General features: G+C 56.4%; 23 protein-coding genes. 6 read left to right on the forward strand and 17 right to left on the reverse strand.

The features are described from left to right. Positions 1-187 precede the first annotated feature (187 nt). On the forward strand, positions 188-979 hold the full coding sequence (locus OZX74_RS00605) for an ABC transporter ATP-binding protein (protein ID WP_277156675.1): 792 nt from the start codon (positions 188-190) through the stop codon (positions 977-979). A 132-nt stretch (positions 980-1,111) separates the two neighbouring features. Here the strand turns inward: OZX74_RS00605 and OZX74_RS00610 are convergent, their stop codons facing one another. The 3 genes from OZX74_RS00610 to OZX74_RS00620 all read right to left on the reverse strand — a co-directional run bounded on the left by OZX74_RS00610 (position 1,112) and on the right by OZX74_RS00620 (position 7,999). Continuing rightward, positions 1,112-3,520, reverse strand: a complete 2,409-nt coding sequence (locus tag OZX74_RS00610; RefSeq protein WP_277156676.1) for a YhgE/Pip domain-containing protein — start codon at positions 3,518-3,520, stop codon at positions 1,112-1,114. After that, positions 3,517-6,117: a YhgE/Pip domain-containing protein gene (locus OZX74_RS00615; RefSeq protein WP_277156677.1), complete on the reverse strand. Its 2,601-nt coding sequence runs from the start codon at positions 6,115-6,117 to the stop codon at positions 3,517-3,519. The genes OZX74_RS00610 and OZX74_RS00615 overlap by 4 nt, the downstream gene beginning before the upstream one ends. A 277-nt stretch (positions 6,118-6,394) precedes the next feature. Continuing rightward, positions 6,395-7,999, reverse strand: coding sequence for a BspA family leucine-rich repeat surface protein (locus OZX74_RS00620; protein WP_277156678.1), 1,605 nt, complete (start codon positions 7,997-7,999; stop codon positions 6,395-6,397). 325 nt (positions 8,000-8,324) lie between these two features. On the opposite strand from OZX74_RS00620, the gene OZX74_RS00625 reads away from it, so the two are divergent. Beyond that, a complete protein-coding gene (locus OZX74_RS00625) occupies positions 8,325-8,615 on the forward strand; it encodes a hypothetical protein (protein ID WP_277156679.1) in 291 nt (96 codons plus the stop codon). Then, positions 8,575-9,801 carry a putative ABC transporter permease gene (locus OZX74_RS00630; protein ID WP_277156680.1) on the forward strand — a complete coding sequence of 409 codons (1,227 nt, stop codon included), beginning with the start codon at positions 8,575-8,577 and terminating at the stop codon, positions 9,799-9,801. The genes OZX74_RS00625 and OZX74_RS00630 overlap by 41 nt, the downstream gene beginning before the upstream one ends. A 226-nt stretch (positions 9,802-10,027) precedes the next feature. Here the strand turns inward: OZX74_RS00630 and OZX74_RS00635 are convergent, their stop codons facing one another. The 13 genes from OZX74_RS00635 to OZX74_RS00695 form a co-directional block, all read right to left on the reverse strand. Further along, positions 10,028-11,362: a ribonucleotide-diphosphate reductase subunit beta gene (locus tag OZX74_RS00635; RefSeq protein WP_277156681.1), complete on the reverse strand. Its 1,335-nt coding sequence runs from the start codon at positions 11,360-11,362 to the stop codon at positions 10,028-10,030. A 146-nt stretch (positions 11,363-11,508) separates the two neighbouring features. Continuing rightward, a complete protein-coding gene (nrdE, locus tag OZX74_RS00640; protein ID WP_277157361.1) occupies positions 11,509-13,668 on the reverse strand; it encodes a class 1b ribonucleoside-diphosphate reductase subunit alpha in 2,160 nt (719 codons plus the stop codon). 175 nt (positions 13,669-13,843) lie between these two features. Next, positions 13,844-14,368, reverse strand: coding sequence for a class Ib ribonucleoside-diphosphate reductase assembly flavoprotein NrdI (gene nrdI, locus OZX74_RS00645; RefSeq protein ID WP_277156682.1), 525 nt, complete (start codon positions 14,366-14,368; stop codon positions 13,844-13,846). 59 nt (positions 14,369-14,427) lie between these two features. Continuing rightward, positions 14,428-14,703: a glutaredoxin-like protein NrdH gene (gene nrdH, locus OZX74_RS00650; RefSeq protein WP_277156683.1), complete on the reverse strand. Its 276-nt coding sequence runs from the start codon at positions 14,701-14,703 to the stop codon at positions 14,428-14,430. Between the two features lie 323 nt (positions 14,704-15,026). Continuing rightward, positions 15,027-15,578 carry a hypothetical protein gene (locus OZX74_RS00655; protein WP_277156684.1) on the reverse strand — a complete coding sequence of 184 codons (552 nt, stop codon included), beginning with the start codon at positions 15,576-15,578 and terminating at the stop codon, positions 15,027-15,029. Positions 15,579-15,629: 51 nt separating this feature from the next. Next, complete coding sequence (locus OZX74_RS00660; RefSeq protein WP_277156685.1) at positions 15,630-16,037, reverse strand: hypothetical protein; 408 nt, start codon at positions 16,035-16,037, stop codon at positions 15,630-15,632. Beyond that, positions 16,010-16,309, reverse strand: a complete 300-nt coding sequence (locus tag OZX74_RS00665) for a hypothetical protein (RefSeq protein WP_277156686.1) — start codon at positions 16,307-16,309, stop codon at positions 16,010-16,012. Before OZX74_RS00665 ends, OZX74_RS00660 begins: the two co-directional genes overlap by 28 nt. 13 nt (positions 16,310-16,322) lie before the next feature. Next, on the reverse strand, positions 16,323-16,955 hold the full coding sequence (locus OZX74_RS00670; RefSeq protein ID WP_277156687.1) for a hypothetical protein: 633 nt from the start codon (positions 16,953-16,955) through the stop codon (positions 16,323-16,325). Positions 16,956-17,428: 473 nt separating this feature from the next. Then, complete coding sequence (locus OZX74_RS00675) at positions 17,429-18,124, reverse strand: hypothetical protein (protein WP_277156688.1); 696 nt, start codon at positions 18,122-18,124, stop codon at positions 17,429-17,431. Positions 18,125-18,157: 33 nt separating this feature from the next. After that, complete coding sequence (locus tag OZX74_RS00680) at positions 18,158-18,439, reverse strand: hypothetical protein (RefSeq protein WP_277156689.1); 282 nt, start codon at positions 18,437-18,439, stop codon at positions 18,158-18,160. 1 nt (position 18,440) lies between these two features. Beyond that, a complete protein-coding gene (locus tag OZX74_RS00685) occupies positions 18,441-18,761 on the reverse strand; it encodes a hypothetical protein (protein ID WP_277156690.1) in 321 nt (106 codons plus the stop codon). Continuing rightward, positions 18,755-19,243 carry a hypothetical protein gene (locus OZX74_RS00690; protein ID WP_277156691.1) on the reverse strand — a complete coding sequence of 163 codons (489 nt, stop codon included), beginning with the start codon at positions 19,241-19,243 and terminating at the stop codon, positions 18,755-18,757. The genes OZX74_RS00685 and OZX74_RS00690 overlap by 7 nt, the downstream gene beginning before the upstream one ends. A 230-nt stretch (positions 19,244-19,473) precedes the next feature. Further along, positions 19,474-20,274, reverse strand: coding sequence for a TetR/AcrR family transcriptional regulator (locus OZX74_RS00695; RefSeq protein ID WP_277156692.1), 801 nt, complete (start codon positions 20,272-20,274; stop codon positions 19,474-19,476). A 254-nt stretch (positions 20,275-20,528) separates the two neighbouring features. Here OZX74_RS00695 and OZX74_RS00700 point away from each other — a divergent pair, with 254 nt between their 5' ends. After that, positions 20,529-22,259 carry an MFS transporter gene (locus OZX74_RS00700; protein WP_277156693.1) on the forward strand — a complete coding sequence of 577 codons (1,731 nt, stop codon included), beginning with the start codon at positions 20,529-20,531 and terminating at the stop codon, positions 22,257-22,259. Positions 22,260-22,497: 238 nt separating this feature from the next. Continuing rightward, a complete protein-coding gene (locus tag OZX74_RS00705) occupies positions 22,498-23,085 on the forward strand; it encodes a helix-turn-helix domain-containing protein (protein WP_277156694.1) in 588 nt (195 codons plus the stop codon). A gap of 432 nt (positions 23,086-23,517) precedes the next feature. Here OZX74_RS00705 and OZX74_RS00710 read toward each other — a convergent pair whose 3' ends face one another. Next, the gene (locus OZX74_RS00710) at positions 23,518-24,492 is read right to left on the reverse strand and encodes an NAD(P)-dependent alcohol dehydrogenase (RefSeq protein ID WP_277156695.1); all 975 of its coding nucleotides are present in this window, start codon (positions 24,490-24,492) and stop codon (positions 23,518-23,520) included. Between the two features lie 81 nt (positions 24,493-24,573). On the opposite strand from OZX74_RS00710, the gene OZX74_RS00715 reads away from it, so the two are divergent. Then, positions 24,574-25,035 (forward strand): MarR family transcriptional regulator, encoded by a 462-nt coding sequence (locus OZX74_RS00715; protein ID WP_277156696.1) that lies wholly within the window; start codon positions 24,574-24,576, stop codon positions 25,033-25,035. Positions 25,036-25,135: the final 100 nt, after the last annotated feature.

Below are 25,135 nucleotides of genomic sequence, written 5' to 3' on the forward strand. Positions count from 1 at the left end.
ACACGTTCTAAGAGTCCGTTTACCAGCAGCAATGTGAATGGCTACTGATAAACGGATGAATCCGATGAATGTGTTAATCAGCGTAGGCAACAACGTAGATGCTGGTAAACGGACTTGTAAACGACGGTAGAGTCCGTTTACCAGCAGCGACGCAACAATTATTTGGTAATGAATGAAAGGAGTGGCTATGCTGCTCGAACTTGATCATATTTCGAAGATCTACGGCGACCTTCACGCGGTGGATGACCTCAGCCTCACCGTCCCGGCGGGGCAGTGGCTTGCGGTAGTCGGTTCGTCCGGTTCCGGCAAGACCACGTTGATGAACATCATCGGCTGCATGGATTCGCCCACCAAGGGTTCGGTGACGCTGGAAGGCCGCGAACTCAACGATCTGAACGCCACCCAGCTGGCCGATGTGCGCAAGAACGTCATCGGCTTGGTCTTCCAGAAGTTCTATCTCGTACCGCACCTCACCGCCGTCGAGAACGTGATGGTGGCGCAGTACTACCATTCGGTGGTCGACGAGCAAGAAGCGCTTGAAGCCCTTGACCACGTCGGGCTGAAGGACCGCGCGAAGCACCTACCAAGCGAGCTTTCCGGCGGCGAGCAGCAGCGTGTGTGCATCGCCCGTGCGCTGATCAATCACCCCAAGCTGATCCTGGCCGACGAGCCTACCGGCAACTTGGATGAGAAGAACGAGAAAATCGTGCTCGACCTCTTCCGCGAGCTGCACGCGCAGGGAACGACCATCATTGTGGTGACACATGATGCGCTGGTCGCCTCGTGTGCGCAGCGTGAGATTATGCTGAACCACGGCGTTCTGGTCGGTGAGCAGTGGAACGATGACAAGGCGCGCGAGGCTTACGAGGCAGCGGGTGGCAAGCCGGCTTCCACGGGTGCTCAGGTCGAAGGCGCACAGCAGGGTGACGCGCCGATTTCGTTCGTCAATCCGACCAAGGCCGCCAAGGTGCAAGGCTAAGCAAGAAGAGCAGTATTTGTTTTAAGAGTTTTAAAAACATAGCGGGTTGCAACTATCGGTTTCGATGATTGCAACCCGCTATGTTTTATTGTCAATCGCGTATCTCTCGTGGGTCTTGCCAGCGGATTTCAGTTAGATCAGCTTGGTGCGTTCCATTTGCTTGGAGAACCAGGTGTTGAATTTTGAAGGCTTTGGCATGAGCAGACCGATGATGAGCATCACGGCGGCGTAGATTAGGACGATACCCAGCTGGATCCAGAAATCGTTCTGATAGATGCCGGCGATGGCGGCGCGGGCGGCTTGGATCGAATGGGTGGCCGGTAGGAACGGGTTGATGACTGCCACGAATTTCGGCAGCACCTGCAACGGGTAGGTGCCGGAAGAACCGGAAATCTGCATGACAAGCACAATCACCGACATCGCTTTGCCGATGGTGCCGAAGCAAGCCACCAATGTGTAAATGACAAACGCATAGACCAGGCCGGAAATCCAGCCGGAAAGCATGAACAGCATCGGGTGAACCGCGTGGACGCGCAGGAAGAGCAACGTGCCGGCGCAGGAGAAGGTGCTTTGCAGTAGGGAAATGAAAGCGAAGATGCCGAAGCGTCCGAGGAAGAGCTGGTAGGACTTCGGTTCGGTGAACAGGCGTCCGGCGTCATCGATGGGGATGGACTCGTCATCCGGTGAGGCCGAGGTTGCGGCGGTCTTGGTCTCAATATGGGTATCGGCGGTATCTATGGGTTGTGTGGTCTCGTTATCGGCATCGATTGGATTGCTGAGAACGAGCGTATCCGCTTTGTCTGCAATGGCCGCATTTGTTTTCGTGCCGGGATTCTTTTGACGACGACGTCTGCGCAACCAGCTCCAGCCGGTTCCGGAACCGATCTCGCCCAGCCTGCGCCGAGACCCACGTGAAACGTCGGTTTTGATGGTCAGTGCGATTAGGAGCGAGCCGACCCATAGCGGAATGAACGTATAGAACGGGGTCAGCGACGTGCCGAAATTCTCGACCGGGAACACCGCGTTGCGTTTCAGCGCGACGGGTGCGGCGAGAGTGGCCGCGAGCTTGTCGGGATCGCCGGAAAGCAGTTTCTTGACTTTGGCCATGTCGCCGCTGTTGAGCGCTTCGGTCAATTGCTGGCTGAACGTGGCCAGTTTGCCGCTGGCGTGTGAAAGCGTTGCTGAGGTGTTGCTGAGTGTCGTTCGTGCCTGTTGGAGTTTGTCGCTGGCCTGATTGGCGGTGCCGTTGAGCGCCGTCACCGCGTTGTTGAGGTCGGCGGCCCCGGTGCCAAGAGTACCGGAAACGGATGAAAGCGACGAAGTGATGCTGGCAATCTGCGGCTTCAAGGTTGCTGAGAAGTTGGCGTTGAGCCCGTCGATGGCGGTTTTTGATTGATTGGTGAGGCTGACGATTTGCTCGCGTTGCCGCGCTGCGTCTCCGGTTTTCGTCTCCAAATCGCTGGCTGAAGTATTCAGAGCGGTTTGCAGGGCCTTTTGGTGCGCGATAATGTCGTCAAGGCTGGCAAGCGCTTCGTTCGGAACGGTCGGCAAGCCGGCCAACGTATCCCGGATTTTCTGGTATTGTGCCGCTTGCTCGCCGATGAGACCCGCCTGTTTACGCAGTGTCGCCGAAACGTCGGCGGAGGATTTGCCGGCGCTGTCGAAGGCGTTGCCGATGCTCGTGCCGATAGTCGCGTTGCCTGAGCTACTGGCCTTCAACGCTTGCGACAGCGCGGAAGCCGCGGTGGTGAGCGCACTCGAAACGTCGTTGATGCTGCCGCCGGCTTTGTGGAGCTGTCGCAACGATTCGCCGGTACCGTTCGAGGCGTTGCCAAGCAGGGCCGAGGAGCTCGAAAGCAGGGTCTGCGAGACGTCGATAAGACCCGCGTAGGCGTCTACACTCGTAGCGGAGTCATTGAGCTGGCTGGCCAGATCGTTGATATTACCGTTGAATGTGGTCAGACGATTACGGGCGTTGGAGGAATCGAGCTGCTTCGACAATCCGTTCGCCACGCTCAGTGCGGTGCCGGTGATGGTACGCGCGAACATCTCGTTGACCTCTTTGGAGATCTGGTCCGCGCCTTGCCCGGTGACCTTCGGCGCGACGGCGTTCTTCTTCTCGTTGGTGTAGTACTCAAGGGTGGCGTGCTTGGCGTTTGAGGAGAAGAAGGTCATCATGTTGCGGCTGAAATCCTTGGGGATGATGACCGCCGCGTAGTAGGTGCCCGCTTTGGTCCCCTCGATGGCCTTGTCGCGAGTGGTGAAGGTCCAATCGAGCTGGCTGTTGGCGCGCAACTGGCCGATGACCTGGTCGCCGAGTTTCATTTTCACGGGCATCAGATCGCTGGAATAGCCGGCATCCACGCTTGCGACCGCGAATTTGAGATTCTTCGTGTTGCCGAACGGGTCCCAGCTCGCGGTGACATTGAACCATGTAAAGAGCGCGGGGATGACGACCAGCCCCATCAGGATGATGATCGAGATGATGTTGCTGGTGATGCGTCGAACATCACCGCGGAAGAGTCTCCAGATTGTTCTCATCGCCGGTCACCTCCTTCCGTGTTCTTATGACCCGTTTTGGCTTTTGTCTTCTTGCGCGGCCGTTGACGGACGTAGAGCAACGAACGTACCGCATCGTCTTCAAGATTGCCCAGGCGGACCTGACGGGCGAGGCTGTCGCGGATCGACTCGACGGCAGCCAGGAAAATGATGGTGACCAAAAACCAGATGACCCATGCGGCCAGCGCAACCACCTTAGTGCCTGTGGTCAGGGAGAAGGTGATGGCCATGGCCGCGGGTATGGCAATGCCGCATGCCAATGCCCCGCGCATCAGCTTGGGGTAGAGCAAGGCGAATTTGCGGGCTCTTTCCTCGATGCCGGCGCGATATTCCTCTTTGTTGGCCAACATGCTCAGAGCCTGTGAAATCCGGTATTCGTGGGTCTTGTGCAACGCGGGTTCATTGGTGATGATGTCGCTGGCCTTGAGCTGACGGTCGACCAGGCTGTGCAGATTGCCCATATGCGGCTTGACCGCGAGGCCCAGGATAAAGAACAGGACGGCGAAAATCATCAGATGACCCATATTGATGAACCAGTCGGCATGGTAAAAGCCCGCGATGGTCTCGCGCAACGCGTTGATGGAATAGGTGAACGGGAAGTAGGGGTACATGTCGCGGAAGAACTTCGGCATCATCTCGATGGGGTACATGCCCGACGAACCTGGAATCTGAACGATGACCAAGGCCACGCACAGCGCCTTGCCGACGTGCATGAACGAGGTCGAGAGCGCGTAGGTGATGCTGACGTAGACCATCGAGGCGAGCATCGAGGTGATGAGGAAGATCGGCACATTGTGGCATTGCACGCCGATGACGAGCTCGCCTAGCACGGTGACGATGGCCTGTGTCGTCGCAATCAACGCGAGAAGAATCCAACGTCCCCAATAACGCTGCCCGGGCGTCGGCTCGTCTTCCAGCCCTTCGTCGTCCACTTCCAGCTTCATCAGCACCACCAGCATGAATGCCCCGACCCACAGCGTCAGGTTCGTGAATAGCGGTGCCATGCCGGAGCCGTAGGTGGTGACCGGATAGACCACTTTCGTGTTGAGGACGGTGGGTGAGAGCATGAAGTCCGCGATTTTTGCAGCGTCAAGCTTGCCGTCGCCACCCACGGATTTTGCCAGAATGCCGGAGCCGGAAAGCGTGGAGGAGCTGGAAAGCGCCGTGATGTCGGTGGTGAGCGTGGACAGATGCTGTTGCAGGTTCGCCAATCCTTTGTCGGTGCCGGCCAGCGCTTTGGCCGCGGTGGCTGCGGCCTGGTCGACCTGGTTCAAGACGAGCGAGGATTGCGTGATGAGCGAGCCTTGCGAAGCGAGGTTGGCCGAGGATGTGGCGGCTACCGTCGAAAGGCCGTTCAAGCCGTTGTTCAGCTGGGGCAATGCTCCGGTCGTGATGGTTTTCCTGGCATTCGCGGCGTTGCCCAAAGCCGATTGCGTGGCAGTGTCGATGCCGTTGGCCGCGGAAACGGTATTGGTCGTTGTCGCGCCGAGATTTTCGCTGGAATTGAGGTCGTTCAAGACGTTGATGGCATCGCCGAGGCGCTTGTTCTGCGCTTGGAGACCGGCGATGGCACTGGAGCTGCCGGGTATGCCGGCTTCCTCTAAAAGGCCGATGAGGCTATTGGTGTCGTTGTTGATCTGCTGGGCCGTCGAAAGCGCTGAGCCTACGTCTCCGTTGGCTTTTGTGAGGCCCGCCGCGACCGAATTGATGGCGATGTTCGCGTTCGAGCTGGCTTGTGAAAGCAGATTCGAGCTGTTGTTCAGGGTGCTGTCGGCGTTATTGCGCCAATCGTTGAGCGTGTTCTGTGTATTGTCGATTGCATCGGCGGCGCCCTTGAGCTGTCTGGAGGTCTGTGCTCCGGCTTTTTGCGTTTTGTCGAGTATTGTGCGCGCTGTCCTGGTCTTGCCGGGAACATCGTTGAGCGTGGCGGTGAGGTCGGTGATATCGCTGCGTATCTGGGCGACGGATTGCTGGGCTTTGTCCAGATCGGCGAGGGTATCGGCGGTGGCTGTGTCGGCTTTGGCGTTGATGTCGGCATCGGTTTTGTTGACGATGCCGGAAACCACCTTGCTTACCGTGGAAACGAACGTCTCGTTGACCTGGCTGTCGACCGTCGAAGCGCCGGTGTCCGTCATGCGGCTGGCCAGTGCGTTGGCCTTTTCGTTGACGTAATATTCCAGTGTCGGGCGTGCGCCGCGTCCCTCGATGACGCCGGCGACACGGTCACTGAAATTATCCGGGATGATGATGGAGGCATAGCTTTCCCCGGATTGAACGCGTTGCATGGCATCACGCTGGCCGGCGAATTTCCAGCCAAGCTGGTGGTTGCCTTTGAGCTGGCGCACGATCTGCGCGCCCATATTCATCTTGCCGATGGCTTTGGAATCGGTGCCGCGGTCGTTGTTGACCACGATCACTTCGATGCCGTTCGTGTTGCCGTAAGGATTCCAAAAACCTGCGATATTGAACCACGCATACAGCGGCGGGATGAACACGAGCCCGAACAGGACTACCCATGCGGCTGGTACACGCAACAGACGCACGATGTCGCGCCGTACGATGGCCAGCACATTGCTCATAAATGGGCTCCTTTGGGCTTGTCCTATCGGGGAGGGAATAACGACGTCGGACTCGATCTGACGATTCCCTGCTTGTATCTACTATTATCCCCGATGTATCACCCTATTTGATGCCCTGAATCTTCTGTTCAAAGCGAATAAATCTGACGGTTTTGCGGGCTGTGTGATTGCACGGTCGGAACGGTTGTTGCTGCGAGGTTATGAATGCGGCGAGAATGGAGCCGGTGCTTCCATTCCCGCCGTGTTGCGCGTGCTTCGTTGATTGGGATGGTTTTGTCTAGATCGATTGGCGGTCGACCGGGAACCTGCGCAAGGTTATGGCCAGACCGGTGAGCGTCAGGGTGACGGCGATGATGGCGAGGTGCAGGATGGGTGAGCCGGTCTGCGCCAGCCCGCTTTGCCGATGTGCGCCTCCTGTTTGCTGCTGGTCGGGTGCTTTGGGCGCTTCTGCGGGCTTTTGCGTGAAGGCTGCGGGCGATGGGATGCGGCCCGGAGTGGTCATCGGTGAGTGGCCGGGCGTTCCCGGCAACGTCGGCCCGGCGACGATTGGCTCGGTTTCCTCGTCTTCTGGCTCGACTTCACCTTCGTCGATGTCGGTTTCGCCTTCTTCGGATTCGACTTCGTCGATCTCGTTCTCTCCCTCGCTACCGCTGACTTCACCTTCACCGGGTGCGGTTTCTCCCTCGCCAATCTCGGTTCCGTCTTCGCCTCCCGAACGCTGCCACACCGCGTGCATCGTGGCATCGTCGTTATTGTTCGCAGTGAATACGGAACCAGCCAGATAATGGGGTTCCTGCGCATCCTGATCGTGTGCCCATCCCGCCAAGGTATGGTCCGCATTGATCATTTCGCCTTGTCCGGGCATCTCGAATTCGGCTGACGTGCCCGGCCAAGCGTCACGTGTCATCGTCGTCGGAGCGTTACCTTGCGCTCCGTTGGCGCTGAAGCTCACGGAAACCTCGGCCTTGCCGTACCAGGTCGTGCTCGGCGAATCCTGCCCGAAACCGAGGGCCGGATCACCTGTCCAATTACCGTCCTGGCTTTTCCATTTGGCGGAAGGTGCGTTCGCCGCGCCTCTGAACGCCGCATTGGCCCCGACATTGACGAAACGCAGATTGGTGCATCCTTCGAGCATATTGTCGATTCGGTCGTCACTGCTGATTTTGCTGGTGTTGAAGCCGGAAAGGTCGAGCCGTGTCAGCGCAGAGTCGCCCCGGAACATGGAAGCCATGGTGAACACGTTGCCCGTCGTGAACGAGGAGCCGAGATTGATTGATGTCGCGCTTTTCATTCCTCCGAACATTTGATCCATGTTGGTGACTTTGGACGTGTCGAATTTCTCTGACAAGTCGAGGTTTTTAAGTGTGGAATCCGAAGCAAACATATAGCTCATATCGGTAACATTGCTGGTGTCGAATTTATCGCCAAAAGTGATGCTGCCGAGCGATGGGTTCTTGTAGAACATTTGCTTCATGCTGGTAGCGTCGCTGGTGTCCAATCCCGTCAAATCGATGCTGGTCAGATACGGCATGTCATAAAACATCTGGGAGGAGTCGGCGTGGGCCTTGAGCGGCGTATCCACCGTCACCTGCTTGATCGAGTACCTCACGGAATACCATGGGCGGGTGTTCGGCAAGGTGCCGATGCGTCCTTCGTATCTGCTGCCAAGATGCAGCTGCGAGCAGTCCGAACTCAACTGCCAGTAAGCGTCGGTGCCGAACGAGCGTTTGCTGGCATCGCAGTGAGCTTGAGCAGCTGATGTCTGCTTGGTGTTCTCGGAGGATGGCTGATGCTCGCCGGCCATCGCAGTTTGCGGCACTATGGCAAGGGCGGCAGCGGCCAGGGAAGCGGCCGCAGTGGCTATTACGTTTCGTGTCTTCATTTGATTTCCTGATTATTCGTTAGTCGGACAGTCAGTTGTTTCTATATACTTGTCTAATTATGGATTTTGATTTTCCTGATTTTCATTTGTTCGCGTAGTCTGCAATCGGAAAGATTGCATGTTTAATTATGCGCGATGACGTCACGCCATCTTCGGTGTGATATATGAAATATCCCCAAATCCAACGTATCGGTTTTATGGGACAAATAAGAATATATTGATTAATTCATATTGATTCTTTTCAAATCGAATTTGAACCCGACCGCAGTGCAAGGTACCCTTGAGAGGATTACTGAGAAGATACGCTATGAAGAGGAGTAAGACTATGGGGACTGCTCCTGGTGACGAAGATTCGAGCGAACCGCTCACCCGCAAGGCCGGCAAAATCGGCAACGCCGGCAAGGCAGGATGGGCGAGTAAAGTCGGCGAGGCCGACAGCGCCGGAAATGCCGACAAAACTTTGCGTAATCCCGCGAAATCTCCGACGAATGCTCTGGACAGGGTGACGGTCTCGGCTAAATCCTCGGCAAACGGCAAACGTACTTGGCAAAGCGGCGAGCTCTGCCGCAGATGCTGTGGCGCATTCAGCCGCCCGCGCCGCCGAAGGCGTCAGTGACGCTTCCCGCAACCTCGCCAACCATGCGTCCGAGCATCTCACTTTGATTGGCCGTGTCTACGGTGTTTTGGTTCTGCTGGTCGGACTCGTCAGCGTGCCGTACGTCGGTTATGCGATTTTCTATGGCGCCCATGCATTCTTTACCGGCCGGCTTCACGCCGATCCGCTTGATCTCACGTTCCTGCTCACCTGTACGCGGACTGTCGTCTCGCTTGTCGACGCCGTCGTTCTGATTGTGTTCGGTGTCATGTTGCTGAGAGGCCTGCGCAAGCACGCGGCGCAATGGGCTTACGTGCTGATGGGCGTGACGGTGGCCCAGGGCATGCTCTCGCTGGCGTTGCAAGGGCTCGGTATTGGCGTGGGGCTTTCCGTGGTCCAGATTGCGATTTTGGTGGCGCTCGCGATCGCCCTTGACCCCGCGTTGATCGGCGAGCGTGCCGTTCAGCGCAAATTGAAGCGAATGGACGAGCGCGACGAGTATATCGAGGCCAAAGGCGCCGGTATGCTCGGTCGCGATCCAAGCGGCAAAGGGTATGTCAAACTCAATGTTTTCAACGTGTTCTGGCTTTTTGTCGTCGGTTGCGTCGGCGGGCTTATCGCCGAGGAAATCTACCATCTGATTTTCTTCAACGTTTGGCAGGACCGCGCAGGGTTGATTTGGGGGCCGTTCTCGCCGATATACGGGTTCGGCGCCGTGGTGCTGACCATGTGTCTGAATCGGCTTTGGCATGCCAACGCCGTCCTGATTTTCTTTTTCAGCGCGATTATCGGTGGCTTGTTTGAAGCGTTTGTCAGCTGGTTCTTGCAGGTCGCGTTCGGCATCGTCGCTTGGGATTATTCGAACGCCTGGCTGCCGCTTTTCGGCGGGCGGACCAGCGGCAAATACATGGTCTTTTGGGGGCTGGCAGGCCTGCTTTGGTTGCGGGAGTTGTTGCCGAGGATTCTGAAGTTCATCAATCTCATCCCGTGGAAGTGGCGTTACACCTTGACGGCGATTGCGCTGGTATTCATGCTTATCGATATCGTCGTCACCCTGATGGCGCTGGATTGCTGGTATGGCCGTATCGCCGGGCTGCCGCAAACCTCGCCGGTTGCCCAATTCTTTGGCGAGCATTTTGGCAATTCGGTGATGCAGCAGCGTTTCCAGACCATGAGCATCAACCCGAAGTGGTCCGGCCGCGGATGATCCCTCCAATACAGCCATAAACAAGCCACTGACGACCCATAGGTGGGGTAAAAATGGCGCAATTTCCCGGTTCAGCCATTTTCGAGTCGCTGAGGTGGACTTAGGGTCCAAATCTTCTGCAACTGTTTGGTTCCCGCCATATTTGGGCCGCTGAAGGGTAATCCAGGAGGTTGGTCAGTGGCTTGTTTTGGTGCAACCTTCAGTCGAAGGACGCGATGGGTCGGCATCAGAAGTCCCAGTCATCGTCGCTGGTTTCCTCGGCTTTGTTCGCGGAGGTGGCGCCCGTTGAAGTTGCGGTCGAGGAAGATGGCGTTCTGGTGGTGGCGCTCGCGGAAGCGGTTGACCCGAAACTGATGCCGCTGCCGCCGAACAGGCTGGCGGGTTTAAGCGCGGATGCCAGCGATTCCATATCGTTCAATTCGTCGGTGACGGCCGGGTTCGGCTGGCTGATCTCAGCGGGGAATAATGCCGGATATCCCAGATAGGAGAGGGCTTTGTTGGCGTTATAGCTCAGGAATTTTTCGATATCGTCCTCGAGGCCGAGGTCACCGTAGGGCAGCTCGTAGCTGTAGTCCTCCTCGGCGAAATACAGGTTGTTGGCCAGGTCGTAGACATACTGGCGCATGGATTCGCGGGTAATGTCGTCAAAGATCTCCAGTTTTTGCTGATAAACGGCGCCAAGATAGGAACCGGACGCTACGATGTCGCGGTTGATCAGGCGGATGATGTCGGCAGATTTCGTCATCGACCCGCGGCTGGAAAGCCACATCGGCAGATAGAAACCGGATTCCGCCAGCAGAGCCTCTGCCAGCACCGCCGCCGCGAGCCGTTTGAGTGCACCGAGGTCGGCGGCAGGGCTGGAATCTCGGCTGCTATTGCAAGCATGAGCGTCAGCGGAATCAGAAGCTGAGACATTTGGCGTGGCGATTTCCGTGGGCGAGGTAATGCTTGACGAATCAGCGGACGTGTCTTTGCTCTGGGTCGAGTCAACGGCCGGATTTATGGACAGATCGGCGGCGTTGTCTGTGCTATTGGGCGCAGTCGCATACACGTCATTGAGTAGCCGCAGTTTTTCCTGCATTGATTCGTTCTGTTGTACCCAAGCGAATGGGGATTGTGTGGAATCGTTGGCACGCCCGGTATGGGCAGCAGAATCTGTCGAGTTTACAGGTGCGTTGTTGGAGGCGTTTGTGCTGTCGGTGTTGTCGCTGGCGTTATCAAGCACGGCGATAAGCGCAGAATAAGCCTTCGTATGCATCGACTCGGCGAAGGCGATGGCGGTCAAAACGGCCTGCCTTGTCCCGGTGCAATCCCGTTCAGCGCCGCTACTCAAGGAGCGGGTCGCGCTGCCGGCCTGCAGTGATTCAATGGCGGAGAGCCCTGCGAAGACGCGGCTCAGTGCAATTTGCTCGGCGTCTTTCAACCCGTGTATATCCTCTGCGTCGTCGGCAAGTGAGACCTGCTCGGGTGTCCAGAGATTCGCGGTCATGGTGTTGAATGTGTCGCGGTCCGCATCGGCGTCCGCTCCGCCAAGATTCCAGTCCATCGCGGTAAAAGTCATGAAAGTTCCTTTATAAAGTATGTGATTATCTATCAGTATCGCACGGCTGCTCAATTTCGTAAGAGGCATCTATGCAAGTGCCCGCCAATATCAACGGATATTTGGCGGGCACTTGTGTTTTTCAGCTCGAGGCTTGAGCGCTGGATTTAGAGCATGCAGCTCACGCAGCCCTCGACTTCGGTGCCCTCAAGCGCCTGCTGGCGGATGCGGATGTAGTAGAGGGTCTTGATGCCCTTGCGCCAGGCGTAGATCTGCGCCTTGTTGAGCTCGCGGGTGGTCACGCCGGCGGGGAAGAACAGGGTCAGCGAAAGGCCCTGGTCGACGTGCTGGGTGGCCTCGGCGTAGGTGTCGACGATCTTCTTCCAGCCGATTTCGTAGGCATCCTCGAAGTACTCGAGGTTGTCGTTGGTCATGTACGGCGCCGGGTAGTAGACGCGGCCGACCTTGCCTTCCTTGCGGATCTCGATCTTCGAAGCGATTGGGTGGATCGAGGAGGTGGAGTGGTTGATGTAGGAGATCGAACCCGTCGGCGGCACGGCCTGCAGGTACTCGTTGTAGATGCCGTCCTTCAGGATCTCGTCGCGCAGCGTCTGCCAATCGGCGACGGTGGGGATGGCGATGCCGAAGCGCTCGAAGAGGTCCTTGACGATCTGGGTCTTGGGCTCCAGCGAGCGGCGGCCGTCGGTGTACTTGTCGAAGTAGTTGCCCGCTCCGGCCGGCTTGGCGTAATCGGACGTCTCGAAGGTCGCAAAGGCGTGGCCGCGCTCGACGGCCAGCTTGTGCGAGGCCTTGTAGGCGTGGTAGGCCACGGTCATGAAGTACATGTCGGTGAAGTCCAGCGCTTCTTCCGAGCCATAGAACATGTGCTCGCGTGCGAGGAAGCCGTGCAGGTTCATCTGGCCCAGGCCGATGGAGTGGCCCTCTTCGTTGCCGCGCTTGATGGACGGCACGGAGTCGATGTGGGTCTGCTCGGAGACAGAAGTCAGCGCGCGGATCGCGGTCTCGACCGGGTCGGCCAGGCCGCCGTCCATCGCCTTAGCGATGTTGAGCGAACCCAGGTTGCAGGAGATGTCCTTGCCGACGTGGTCGTAGCTCAGGTCGTCGTTGTAGGTCGACGGTTCCTGCACCTGCAGGATCTCGGAGCACAGGTTCGACATCGTGACGCGGCCATCGATCGGGTTGGCGCGGTTGACGGTGTCCTCGAAGAGGATGTAGGGGTAGCCAGACTCGAACTGCACTTCGCCCAAGGTCATGAAGAACTCACGGGCGTCGATGTAGGTCTTGTGGATGCGGTCGTCGTTGAGCATCTCGTCGTACTTTTCAGTAACCGAAATGTCGGCGAACGGCTTGCCGTAGACGCGCTCGACGTCGTAGGGGGAGAAGAGGGCCATCTTCTCCTTGCGCTTGGCCAGCTCGAAGGTGATGTCGGGGATCACGACGCCCAGGGAGAGCGACTTGATACGGGTCTTCTCGTCGGCGTTCTCGCGCTTGGTGTCGAGGAAGCGCAGGATGTCGGGATGGTGGGCGTTCAAGTACACCGCACCGGCGCCCTGGCGTGCGCCCAGCTGGTTGGCGTAGGAGAAGGAGTCCTCCAGAAGTTTCATGACCGGCACGACGCCGCTGGACTGATGCTCGATGTGCTTGATCGGAGCGCCCTGCTCACGCAGGTTCGTCAGTAGCAGAGCCACGCCGCCGCCGCGCTTGGAAAGCTGCAGGGCGGAGTTGATGCCGCGGGAGATGGACTCCATGTTGTCCTCGATGCGCACGAGGAAGCAGGAGACGGGCTCGCCGCGCTGGGCCTTGCCCAAGTTGAGGAAGGTCGGGGTGGCGGGCTGGAAGCGGCCGGAGAGGATCTCATCGACGTACTTCATGGCGAGCTTTTCGTCTCCGGCGGCCAGCTCGAGCGACACGGCGGCGCAGCGCTGCGGGAAGTCCTCGAGGTACTGCTTGCCGTCGAAGGTCTTCAGCGCGTAGGAGCGGTAGAACTTGAAGGCGCCCAGGAAGGTCTCGAACTCGAAGCCGAAGTCCTCGACGTGCTTATAGAAGGAGTCGAGGAACTCAGGGGTGTACTGGTCGAAGACGGCCTTCTCGTAGTAGAGGTTGTCTTCGAGGTACTTGATGCGTTCGGCAGTGGAGCCGAATTTCATGGTGTTCTGCGCGACGTGGCCGTTGACGTAGGCGCGCTCGGCCTCCTTGTCCTTGTCGAACTGGATCTTGCCGTCCTCATCGTAGAGATTGAGCATGGCATTGAGCGAATGGTAGTCGTGCTCCGGGTCGAAACCGGTGTCTTCGACGGTGTTGTCCATGCTCAGCGCGGAATCGTTGAGTCCCATATGTGGGTGTCCTTTCGGTTGGTTGTCGGCGGCTGGGCCGCGTCTGATAATGATGAATGGAAAATCTGACGGTTACAAAAGTGAAAGATACAAATTATCAATGGCGGAATTTCGCTATAAAAATTTCGTATCGCCGACTTTTGTAACTCTAGTTCTTCTGATTCAGGAAGAAATCCCTCACGCCTTCGCGCACTTGGCGCTGGTCGTCCTGGGTGCCCAAGAGTTCGAAATTATACATGAACGGTACATGGCACTTCTTGGAGATCACATCGCCGGCCGCGCAGTAGGCGGTGGCGAAGTTCCTGTTGCCGGAGCTGATGACGCCGCGGATGAAGCTGCGGTTCTTGTGGCCGTTCAGGAATTTGCGGATTTGGGGGAGCAGCGCCTTGGCGATGTTGCCGCCGCCGTAGGTCGGCACGATGAGCACGTAGGGTTCACGGACCTGAAGCGGTGTCTCTTTCGGGCGCAGTGGGATGCGGTAGACGTTGATGCCAACGTCCGGGAAACCGCAGCTTTCGATGAAGCGTGCGGTGTTGTTGGACACCGACGAGAAATAGACCACTGCGCCGATGTGCTCGCCCTCGGCCTTGGCTTCAGGGACGCTCGGCGTCACGCACTCGTCGTCATACGGCTGTGTAGCCGTGGTGGCGTCATCGGTATTCGCGTCCGCCATCGTCGCCTTCTCTCTCGATATTGATGTCGTTGGTTGGACTGGTCTGATTCATCATCAGGTCAGGCGAGAACGGTCTGCTGGGTGCCGGCGTCGGAGGATGCCTTGATGGTGCCGGCCGCGAGCTGTTTGATGAGATCCGGACGGTAGCCGCTCCATGAGGCGTCGGGCGTGATGACGACTGGGGCCTGGCGGAAGCCGGCCTGGGTGAGCTGCTCGAGGGTGGAGGGATTTTCAGCCAGGTTCACGGTCTCGAACGCGATGTTGGCTCGGGTGAGCTGACGCTTGGTCGCTTCGCACTGCGGGCAGCGTGGTTTGCTGAAAACGGTAACGGTCATCGTAACCTCCAAATCGATGTCTTGTAAGCTTTCAAATGTTCAGACTACATGGATGTGGTTCCAAACTGAACCCCAACTTCTAGTAGCGTGTCGTTAGAAGAACCACTAGATATAGTGCTTAAGGTCCGTAAAGGTAGACGCCGCAACGGGTGGCGCAAAGAGGCGTAACATTGTGTATTACATACGATGTGGGCTATTTCACAATACAAGCCGGCAAAAGAAAATAGACAAGTGAATTGATGTGGAAAAACGTGGATATGTCTGTGGATAAATACGCGATTTTCCAGATTCCGGATTATCAATTACGAGAATCGGAACAAGAATTATTCCTGTGCCGGCGAAAGCTGGTTGAGCGTGATGGAGTCGGCGATGGACATGAATTCCATAGCTCCTAAGACGGCATGGTCGAGCGTGCACAGCATGGTGAGCATGGCTTCATTGGAGGCGACCGGTAGGAGAATCGTACAGGCGAACCAGTCGCATGTCGGGGTCGCAAACGTGTATTGGAGCATGCCGATTTCCTGCGTTTTCTCGCCGCATGGGGCGGGGTGTGTTCCGATTTCAGCGTTGCGCACCATCGGCAGGCTACGCACGGCGGTTTGGTAATAGTCGTTAAGACGATCGCTGAGCTTGTCGGGTTGCCAAGGATTTTCACTTTTCATTCCGGTGACGTATGTGTCGGCATGCGCTTTGAACAAGCCGTTGGGCGCGAGGCTTTGGATGAATTGGGTGCTGTACGGATCATTGGCAGCACTGGTCTGCTGCGCCGCGTTTTCTGTGGTGTCATCAGATTGCTGTGTGTTCTCGTCCCAGCGTTTGTAGCTATCCGGAATCGTAAGCGTTACCGCCCCGTCGAAAATGTTTTCTTCCTTCATCTCTGCTCCTTATTCAAAGTATCTGTTTGTTCCATAACGTCTTTATCGCGCTCAGTCGCCGAAGGTGGAGGGGTTGAGGGTGAAGCCCTGTGTGGCTTTGAAGTGCCCGACTTGTTGGCTGGTGTGGCTGTTGCGTATGGTGATGTCCATGTCCCATGGGCCGGTGTGGCCTTTCAGGTAGTAGTTGTAGCCGCTGTAGCCGGGCACTGTGGTGAAGATGCCGATACTGGGGTTGGGGGTTAGACGCCTGTCGGTCCATACGGTCATGGTGGTGCCGTCCTGGTTGATTTGGTAGCGGTAGTCTGGGCTGCCTTTCCGGAAGTCCTTTTCTCCTTGTGCGATCCATTCGTTGTTGGCTTGGATGTTGGCTTGCCGTTGCCGCTCGGTGACGAGCGCGACGACGTCGCCGTTGTTATCGGCGTATGCTTTGGTCACGTACTTCTGGCCGGTGTCTTCCATGCTTTTGCCACGGCGGCAGGTGTTTTTATGTCATCGTGGTACCCGAAGGTACGTACGAATTGGGCGGGGTATACGATTTTTTCGGTCTTGGGCTGTGACTTGTCGGTTTGCTTCGTGTGGGCCGTGGGTGCGGATCCGCATGCAGTGACGAGGAGCATGGAGAGCACGGCGAGCAGCAGTGTGGCGGTTGTCTGTAGGCTGGTCTGCTGTTTCTTGCGCTGCCGGGAAGCGGCTGGTCTCGCTTCTTGGCGTGTGCGGTTTCCGTGTTGCATATTTGTCCTTAGATTAGTCGCCGAGTTGGTCAGCATTGAAACCCCAGCCTTGTGAGAATTGGTATTGGTGGATGAGCTGATCGGTGTGGCAGTTGCGGACTGTGATTGTCATATCCCAGATGCCGGTGTTGCCTTTCAAGTAGTAGTTGTAGCCGTATTCTATGGGCGTGACGGTGAGAATGTCCCCACCAGTAGGAGTGAGGTTTCTGTCTGTCCATATGGTCATGGCGGTCCCGTCGGAATTGATTTCATATCGATAATTGGAACTGACTTGCTGGAAATTTTCTTCTCCAGTTTCAATCCATTTGTCGTTTTTTTGTATCCGTTCTTGCCGTTGCTGTTCCGTGACTACGATAATGACGTCGCCGTTTTTCTTCACGTAGACATCCGTGAAATCGCCTGTCTCTTTGAATTTTTTAGCTGCTTTGCGCGATCCGTTAAGATTTTTCTCAAAGCCAAAGGTGTATAGGAATTGTGCTGGGTAAACAACTTGTTCGGTTTTGGGTCCCGGTCTTGGAGAAGGTGTCGGTGTGCTGGCCGGGGGTGCTGAACCGCATGCGGTGGCGAAGAGCATGGTGAGGGTGACGAGCAGCAGTGCGGTTGTTGTCTGCAAGCCGGTTTTCTGTCGTGACTGAGATTTTTCCATTCGGAGGTTCTTTCAGAGTGCGGGGACGAAGGGAGGGATTGGGAATGGGAGTAGCGGTACTGGCGAACGCCCTGGTACCGGCTCGCGTGCAGGCTCCCAATCCCAATGAGGTAGGCTTGGTACAGGAACTCTTACTGGGCCTTTGACCGGGTCGGGCTTACGGAAAAGATGCCAATGAGAATCTTTTGTGGCTTTAAGCCCTAGATCGGTAGAAACAGAGCCTCCTTCCACAGGTTGGGTGACTCCGGCAGACATCTCGAAAGACCCTCCAATTGGGTCAAAAATACGTGAATACGTCTGTGACTTTTCGCCGTGCTGTCTAGTAGCACTTTGTGTAAAGCTTCCGTCGCTATTGAAAACGGTTGGGTTGAGTTTCCAATCTCCGTATCCCTGGTTCTTTAGCTGTGGGTTATTGACCGGCTGTCCGTCGGCACTGACAACCAGTCCTTCTGGGTCAAAGGAGATGAGGCCCTTTAGCTCGTCTCTCTGGCCGTTGATGACGGAATTTGGAACGGTGATTTTAAGGCCGCGCGGTATTCGCTTTCAGTCGATATCGACAGGGTCATCACGAGTCCAGGCCCGAGCCCCATTTCGAATGTTTCGTTTGCTGCGAGTTCAGGCTCCAGTTGGAGGATGTTGTTGCCCATGGACTTAAGCACTCCGGCCGTCACGTCGGGCGATTGTGATGCCTCGGCCTCAGTCAGCCCTTTGCCTTCGATGTCCTTGTAGATTGCATCGAGCTTCTTATAGGAGGCGATGCTCGCGCTGAGCCCGCCATTGATGTAGTCGATGTCGAGCGTTCCGCTTCCCGTGCCATTGGACATGGTGTTCGCCAGCGCGTCGAGTTGCTGCTGAAACCCTTCAAGGTCGCCCCGAGTGGCAACGAATTTCGACAACGCTTGGTTGGCGGCATCGTTCACCTTCTGCCAGATCTGATTGATTTGCTGGACGGACATATTGTTCATGTCAATGATGTCGCGTTCGTAGCCTGCTGCGAGTTCAGTGCCCGCCTGTGCCGCGGCCACTTCTTGTTGTGAGAGTTCGTTGGCGAGGTATCCGTTTTTGATTGGGTCCCAGAATCGTTCCCAGTCGTTTTTCGGTTCCGCTTCCTTGGCCCATTGGAGAAACTGCTGCTTGGTATGATCCGTGAAATCTCTGAGTTCTTGCATCGTTGCTCTTTCGTTCGTTGCCTTGTCGGGAGGCTAAGCGTTGAATTGCCGGCCGGATAGCATGTCGTTGAATTCCATCAGCGTGCCGGCTTGTTCCAGAAAGTCCGCAGTGTTGTTGAACAACGTTTGCATCGATACCGCGAGCGCCGAGTATTCTTCTTCGGTCTGACGCAAAGCGGTCATCGAAGCGCCTTGCGCGCCCCGCATATCTGTGGTTCCTATCGCCTTACCTGCGCCGGATTTGTCGGTGCTGAGGTCCCTTATTTGCTTGATAAGGCTGTCCAGTTTCTCTTTATTGACCTTTATTTCTGTCATATCATGCCCCATTCAAAGACCGGAATTGGTCGTCGGCGTCCACTTCCGCGATGAAATCCTCGCAAGTGGTTTGCAATGTTTTTGATGTCTCTTTAAGCGTGCCGGTTTTCCCGCCGTAAAGTTGTCTCGCGACGTTCGTAAAGGCAACCAAAGCGTCGTGTTGCGCTCCGGACGGGATTGCCTCGGAGGCGACCTGGTCGAGTAACGACAGATAACTGTTCATGGCATCGTCAAGGTTGCCCCCTCGGTCCCGGCATGTGTTGCCGACTTCGTTGGTGTAATCATCGCTGATGATCAAATTCGGGTCGCTGTTCATTACCATTCCCCTCTTCTCCGCGCTTCCTCATGGAGGCGCTCCTGTTGTTGTTGCCATTGTTCTTCGGCGACGGCTCTATTGAGTTGTTGCTGTTGGTATTGGCGTTCTTCGGCAATGTTGTTCAGGGCGTTGCCGAAGTCTCTTATCTGAGCTTCGGCCTCTTCTATCTGGATTTCGAGTCGATGCAATGATTGCTGGAAGGCGTCCACGGCGTTCGCATGATTTGCGTTGTTCATCATCTGGGCGTTCATCATGTCCAGATAGCGTTCCACGGATCGGTTTTCCAGCATCGATTGCCCGAGGTTCTGCAACGCGAGTTGCCTGCTGGCATGTTGGTTTTCGAATGCTTTGGATTGATCGGTTACGTGGGCATGAAGCTGCTGCAGGCCTGCGAGTCTGCGTTGCATTCTTTCCCGTTCGACATTGATGTCGGACGCCCTGTGGTCGAGGCTCGCGATTTTGCCGCGAATGGTATCGGAATACGGCATTGGCTCATCTCCATGTTGAAATGATTCCATACTACTATAAAGAATGATAATTATCTTTTTATAATGACTTTAAGATCGCTACAAGTGCAAGGCGAGCTGTTTGATTCGGTGTGCAGGAATCTGCTGTGGTAGCGCGAACGTTTTGATATGGCGATTTCGGTTTTCTAAGAAACGGTATACCGCTACCTGGGGTTGCGAAAATGTCTGGTCGACTGCGAGTATTCGTGAGCCTACCGGTCTTCGCGCAGTTCCTTGACGATGGCGCGGATGGCGCGTTCGATGTCGTCGATTTCGGCTGCTTGCAGTTCTTCGGTCTGTTTTTTGCCGCTGAGCAATTTCATACCGCTGGAAACTAGGCCTTCGGTCGTCGCGATGCCGACTTGCGGGCTGGCCGGGCTCAATTGGCCCCAAGCTCTGACGATGGGGGCGTTTATGCGTTCGTGCAGGCTCGGTTGTGTCGGTTCGAGCGGTTGGTCGGTGGGGGCTTGTGCGTCGCCCTCGCGCAAGGCGGCCGATGATATGTCTATCGGGCACCGCGAAACGTTGCCTGTTACGTTCTCGTCATTTCCCGCTGATTGAGCGCAATTTGCTGCGGACCGGTCTTCTGTTTCGTGGTCATCGTCGTTGTCGTTGCCGGGCTTTGGCCAAAGATCTTTGTCGTCGCGATAGGTCTCGGCGTCGCTCAACGGTATCTGCGTCATCCAATCGTGCCCCTGCAGTATCGACTGCTCGAGATTGATCTTCACCCACTGCACGATGATTTCCGCGGGATCGGTGACGCCGCCCAGGCCCTTTTCCAGCGCCGCGACCCACTGCGGCATATGCCTTGCCATGAGCTGACGGCGCAGGTCCTTCATGTCTTTGACGTATCGATAGATCGAGTTGCGGGCGATGCCGGCCCCGCGGCTGACGTTGGCTGGTGTGAGGGCTTCGCCGCCCTGCTCGCGCATGATTGTTTCCGCCGAATCGAGCAGCGCGTTCATGGTGTGACGGCGATGTTCCTCAAGATTGGCCTCATTGATGCGTGGCATATCGTCCTCTCGTTTTCTGTAGCGTTGCTGCTGGCGGCATCGTTATATCCCATATTATCGAGGCACCTTGTCCGCACTGCGTTGCTCCTTGGTTTCTGGGCTTCCGGCTAAAACGAGGCTGCGAATTTGCGTGACGTATGGTTAAGGCGTATAGTCGCTCAAGGTTTGCGACATAGAGTCGCAAAACACGCATTCGTTGACGGTTTGTCTTATAAAGATTCGATGCATATCGCCGTCATTAGGAAAGACTACTTATGACTCAACGACAAGAAAGCCGAGCTGCTCAGGTCGACAAAGAGAAGGCCACCGCCGTCAAACCGCCGTGGAACGCCCTGTGGGTGCTGGCGCTCGCGCTGGCGATGATCGTGCTCGACGGCTCCATCGTCAACGTTTCCATACCGGTGATGATCCGCGAGATCGGCCTGAATCTGACCGACGCGCAGTGGGTCACCTCGCTGTACAACGTCATCTTGGCTGCCCTGTTGCTGCCGTTCGGCAAGCTCGGCGACCTCAAAGGCCGCAAGCTGACCCTGCAGGTCGGCGTGGTCATCTTCGTCGCCGGTTCGGTTCTGGCCGCCTCGTCCAACGGGGCAACGCTCCTGCTGAGCGCCCGTGCGGTGCAGGCCGTTGGTGGGGCATTGGTGATGCCCTCGACGCTTTCCATCGTTTCGGCCTCGTTCCGTGGCAAGAACCGCGCCATCGCGTTTGGCGTGTGGGGTTCGGTGATGAGTGCGGCTGCGGCCATCGGCCCGTTCCTCGGTGGTCTCTTTACCCAGACCATCGGTTGGCGCTGGATTTTCCTGGTCAATGTGCCGCTGGGCGTCATCGTCTTCATTTCCGCCATCTTCTTCGTGCCGCAGACCGGCGGTAAGGCCGGGGCCTCCGCGATGGGCGCCGCCGCGCAGAAACTGGCTGCGTCCGATTCCTCCAAGTCTGCCGCCAAACCCGACGGCTTCGACCCGCTGGGCGTCGTGCTTTCCGCGCTAGGTTCCGCGTTCCTGCTTTTCGGCCTCATCGAAGGCCAGACCTACGGCTGGTGGCGACCTAAGGGCGACTTCGGCATCGGTGGCTTCGAATGGCGTCACGAATGGCCGGTTTCGGTTATTCCGATCTGCATCGTGCTCGGCATCGTTTTCTTCGCGCTCTTCGTTTTCACCGAGACAAGCCGTGCTCGCCGTGCATTGCCGGTGATGCTCGATTTGTCGCTCTTTAAGATCCCGACCTTCGCGATGGGCAACATCGCTGCGGGCGCGATCCAGGCCGGCGAATTCGTGATCATGTTCGTGTTGCCGCTCTACCTTATTAATGTGCGCGGCCTCGATATGATCCCCACGGGTGCCCTCTTGGCCGTCATGGGCCTCGGCGCCATCGTCTCCGGTGGTCTCGCGCGTCCGGTCACCGCAAAAATCGGCGCACCACACACCGTACAGCTCGGCCTGATCGTCGAAATCCTGAGCGTGGTCATCCTGATGGCGATGATGCGGCCAAATCTGCCGGTCGCGTGGATGCTGGTGCCGTTCGTGCTCTACGGCCTTGGTCTCGGTTTCGCCGCCGCTCAGCTCACCAGTCTTGTGCTTTCCGAAGTGCCCGTTGCCCAGTCCGGAGAAGGGTCCGCGACGCAATCGACCATCCGCCAGCTCGGCACCGGCATCGGTGCGGCGCTCGCCGGCTTGGTGCTTTCCGTGATGGTCACGAATATCGCGCCGTCCGCGCTTTCCGGCGTACGCGGGTTGCCTTCACAGTTGGTTTCCGGCCTCACCAAGTCGCTCGACGCTTCGGCCGGTTCGGCCATCGTCGGCATCCGCGCACAGGGCAGCCATGGCAAGCTTGGCGCCCTTGGCCCGCAGGTGGTCGACGCGATGACCTCCGCCTTCACCCGCGCCGGTCAATGGACGCTGGTGGCCGCCATCGTCCTGCTCGCCATCGGCCTCCTTGCCTCCGTCTGGGTCGCCCGTGCCGCCAAACGCGACAAGGTGGAAGCGTAAAATACGAACCTAAAATCGTTGGAATTCCGCCATGTCAAAGACTTTTGACAGGGCTTTTTCGTGTTCTGGCTTGGAGTGTCCGGGCGTGGCGGGTTACGTTGAAATCGTCGGAATGATTCTTGCGGTTTGAGCAAGAGTATTCATTCGCAATTGCGGAAGCAAGGACGATTTGAAGTACTCTTGATTGAGCGCATGGCAGCGGAACGGTTGCAGGGTGGTAAGAAGGAAAGGCACAACGATGGCGGTCGAGATGAAGCTGGGCGGGCAGATTCGAGAGCATCGTGAGGCGATGGGCCTGTCGCAGGACGATCTGGCCGGCCGGATCTTCGTCTCGCGTCAGACGGTCTCGAACTGGGAGACCGGCCATACCTATCCCGATGTGCAGAATCTCCTGCTCCTTGGCAATCTTTTCGGCATCACACTGGACGAACTGGTCAAAGGAGACGTAGAAACCATGAGTGAGGAAATCAAACACAATCGGGAGCAAATGCTTCTTTGGTTTGCGGTCTCTTGGGTCTTGATTGCTATATCGGTGGTTTCGTATTGTATTTTCGCGATCGTGCCACATGCCAATGGCGAAAGCCCGGTAGGATGGCTTAGTGATTTGGGGTGTTTGATTGCGGCGTTGGGGATTGGTGCTTCGACGCGTCTCGGAAAATTGGAGAAAAACGTCGATGTCAAGACATTCCGTGAGCTTGTGCGGTATTCGACGGGTCAAAAAATCGACCGTACTCATCGAAATGACATCCTTCCTAAGGTCATCTCGGTCGTCATCGTTGTTCTCTATGCGGCCGTCCTGATTTTGAACGATATCGTCTGGAGATAGCTCGTCTGTTTTGTTATAGGTAACAGAAAAAGTTATGCAGATTGATCAATAGAACTTATGTAAATTGATCAGTAGGATTGATGGAAATTGTAAAATTCGAGGATCAGATGGTATATGTTGCGATGTCTTAGTGGTATTCGCTAGATTCAAACGAATTTTGATTTCCGAGTCTCTAAAAATAACATTACTGCTGTTTGTTTTTGGAGAAATCCTATACTTTTAAATGAATTGACCCCGGAGTTTCATGATGTTTCGCATGAGTGACTTTCACGGGGCCTTGCACTTGCTAGTATAAGTTACATGCTTAGGAACCGCGATAGATTTCAAACCCTTCTGACTTGGCAAGAAGCCGAATGAGATAGCTTGAGGGCGTAGTCATCTTTACGATTTCATAGGGTTCGTGGGGATAACTTTGGCCAGTAGTCCGAATCGTCATTCGGAAAAGTCAGTAGCGATGACAATCTTGCCTTGTGGATGTTGGGTGAGTGCGTATTCGAATGCTTGTTTGGCTTCGGAGGCCGGCCAGACGTGGTCAACATGAGGTGCCAGTTTGCCTGTGTCGGCGAGTTTGGTGGCCACTTTCAGATAATCCTTTTGCGGGGCCATTGGCTGCGAGTAGGTGGCGATGTGTTTGTTGAACGGCGCTCGCAGCAAGGCCTTGGTATAGTGCTGGCCGATGGGGATGAGCGTTCCGTCGGATTTGAGCATTCCCAGCAGGTCCTTGACGTCCGCTGAGCCGTTGACGGCGATGATGACGTCGAAACGAGTGTTGATTTTCCTGAAGTCCTGTGTTTTGTAATCGATGACTTGTGTGCAGCCCATCTCCTTGGCCAGTTCGACGTTTCTGGTGCTGCATACCCCTGTGACTTCCGCGCCCATGGCTTTGGCGATTTGAGCCGCATACTGTCCGACTCCGCCGGAGGCACCATAGATCAAGACCTGGTCGCCGCTTTTTACTTTTGCCTTGCGCAGTGCGCCTAAAGCCGTTTCGAACATGAGCGTGGCGGAAGCGGCTTGAGCAAATGACAGGTTTGCCGGTTTGAGTGCTACGTTGTTCTTGTCGAGCACGGCGTATTCCGCGAGGCCACCTGATGGTGTTGCTCCCGGCGTGACGCCGAACACGGCGTCACCCTTCTTAAGTCCCGTCACGTTTCCGCCTACCCGTTCGACGATGCCTGCGACTTCTCCTCCTAGAGGATGGCCCAGGGCTCCGGTCATTTTGTCGGTAAGTTTGCTGAATAGGCTTGGTTTCTTGTCCATATTCGCAAAATGGGTAAATTCGAGGACGTTCAGCGCGCATGCCTTGACTCTGATCAGCGCTTGGTCGTCGTTGGGTGTTGGGGTTGGCACATCTTGAATCTTCAGCCCATCCAAAGCGCCTGACTTCGTATAGATAATGGCCTTCATCCCGTATCCTCCTGGTTGAGTTCTTATTCGAACTCAACTACTATACCATGAATTCTAATTGGAATTCAAGGAAGGGGTAGAATGGCTGCCATGACTACTGTGCGCCCTACTCCGGAAGAAACTGATGGCTACGTTGCCCTCATGCGCTGCGCCAAGCTTCTCGGTCAGGCGTCCGAGCGCCAAGCCGCAACCGATGGTGGGCTCACTGCCATCCAGCTTGAGATTCTATATGCGCTTACTCAATCAAAGGGCGGCCTGCGTATGTATGATCTCGCTGCGCGTCTCAATCATTCACGCAACGGCATGACTTATCAGATAGGCCAGCTGGAGAAGGCTGGGCTTGTGAAGCGTGGTCATGCCGAAGGCAATCAGCGTGCCATCCTTGCCCGGATTACCGATAAAGGGCGTGAGGTATGCCAAGAGGCCGTTCGGAGTCACGTTGCATTTATCCATAGTGTGTTTACCGAACCTGTCGGCGATGACATGAAGACGCTTACCGCTGCTCTCAACCGGGTTGTTGCGGAGCTTGAGCGGACCCGTTGATGGCGCCTCGTACGCAGATTTCTTCCGAGTTTTCGGCGTGGGTCGGTGTTCAGCGGTGTGGATTTTGCTGTTTTGCTGTGGTCTGGTTGATTTAAACAAT

Source organism: Bifidobacterium sp. ESL0798, from assembly GCF_029395415.1.
Taxonomy (GTDB): domain Bacteria; phylum Actinomycetota; class Actinomycetes; order Actinomycetales; family Bifidobacteriaceae; genus Bifidobacterium.

Excerpts from the sequence above, each read along its gene's own strand:
- OZX74_RS00605 (WP_277156675.1), top strand. The coding sequence starts at position 188 with ATGCTGCTCGAACTTGATCATATTTCGAAGATCTACGGCGACCTTCAC.
- OZX74_RS00610 (WP_277156676.1), bottom strand. The coding sequence starts at position 3,520 with ATGAGAACAATCTGGAGACTCTTCCGCGGTGATGTTCGACGCATCACC.
- OZX74_RS00615 (WP_277156677.1), bottom strand. The coding sequence starts at position 6,117 with ATGAGCAATGTGCTGGCCATCGTACGGCGCGACATCGTGCGTCTGTTG.
- OZX74_RS00620 (WP_277156678.1), bottom strand. The coding sequence starts at position 7,999 with ATGAAGACACGAAACGTAATAGCCACTGCGGCCGCTTCCCTGGCCGCT.
- OZX74_RS00625 (WP_277156679.1), top strand. The coding sequence starts at position 8,325 with ATGGGGACTGCTCCTGGTGACGAAGATTCGAGCGAACCGCTCACCCGC.
- OZX74_RS00635 (WP_277156681.1), bottom strand. The coding sequence starts at position 11,362 with ATGACTTTTACCGCGATGGACTGGAATCTTGGCGGAGCGGACGCCGAT.
- nrdE (WP_277157361.1), bottom strand. The coding sequence starts at position 13,668 with ATGGACAACACCGTCGAAGACACCGGTTTCGACCCGGAGCACGACTAC.
- nrdI (WP_277156682.1), bottom strand. The coding sequence starts at position 14,368 with ATGGCGGACGCGAATACCGATGACGCCACCACGGCTACACAGCCGTAT.
- nrdH (WP_277156683.1), bottom strand. The coding sequence starts at position 14,703 with ATGACCGTTACCGTTTTCAGCAAACCACGCTGCCCGCAGTGCGAAGCG.
- OZX74_RS00655 (WP_277156684.1), bottom strand. The coding sequence starts at position 15,578 with ATGAAGGAAGAAAACATTTTCGACGGGGCGGTAACGCTTACGATTCCG.
- OZX74_RS00660 (WP_277156685.1), bottom strand. The coding sequence starts at position 16,037 with ATGGAAGACACCGGCCAGAAGTACGTGACCAAAGCATACGCCGATAAC.
- OZX74_RS00665 (WP_277156686.1), bottom strand. The coding sequence starts at position 16,309 with ATGCAACACGGAAACCGCACACGCCAAGAAGCGAGACCAGCCGCTTCC.
- OZX74_RS00670 (WP_277156687.1), bottom strand. The coding sequence starts at position 16,955 with ATGGAAAAATCTCAGTCACGACAGAAAACCGGCTTGCAGACAACAACC.
- OZX74_RS00675 (WP_277156688.1), bottom strand. The coding sequence starts at position 18,124 with ATGCAAGAACTCAGAGATTTCACGGATCATACCAAGCAGCAGTTTCTC.
- OZX74_RS00680 (WP_277156689.1), bottom strand. The coding sequence starts at position 18,439 with ATGACAGAAATAAAGGTCAATAAAGAGAAACTGGACAGCCTTATCAAG.
- OZX74_RS00685 (WP_277156690.1), bottom strand. The coding sequence starts at position 18,761 with ATGGTAATGAACAGCGACCCGAATTTGATCATCAGCGATGATTACACC.
- OZX74_RS00690 (WP_277156691.1), bottom strand. The coding sequence starts at position 19,243 with ATGCCGTATTCCGATACCATTCGCGGCAAAATCGCGAGCCTCGACCAC.
- OZX74_RS00695 (WP_277156692.1), bottom strand. The coding sequence starts at position 20,274 with ATGCCACGCATCAATGAGGCCAATCTTGAGGAACATCGCCGTCACACC.
- OZX74_RS00700 (WP_277156693.1), top strand. The coding sequence starts at position 20,529 with ATGACTCAACGACAAGAAAGCCGAGCTGCTCAGGTCGACAAAGAGAAG.
- OZX74_RS00705 (WP_277156694.1), top strand. The coding sequence starts at position 22,498 with ATGGCGGTCGAGATGAAGCTGGGCGGGCAGATTCGAGAGCATCGTGAG.
- OZX74_RS00710 (WP_277156695.1), bottom strand. The coding sequence starts at position 24,492 with ATGAAGGCCATTATCTATACGAAGTCAGGCGCTTTGGATGGGCTGAAG.
- OZX74_RS00715 (WP_277156696.1), top strand. The coding sequence starts at position 24,574 with ATGGCTGCCATGACTACTGTGCGCCCTACTCCGGAAGAAACTGATGGC.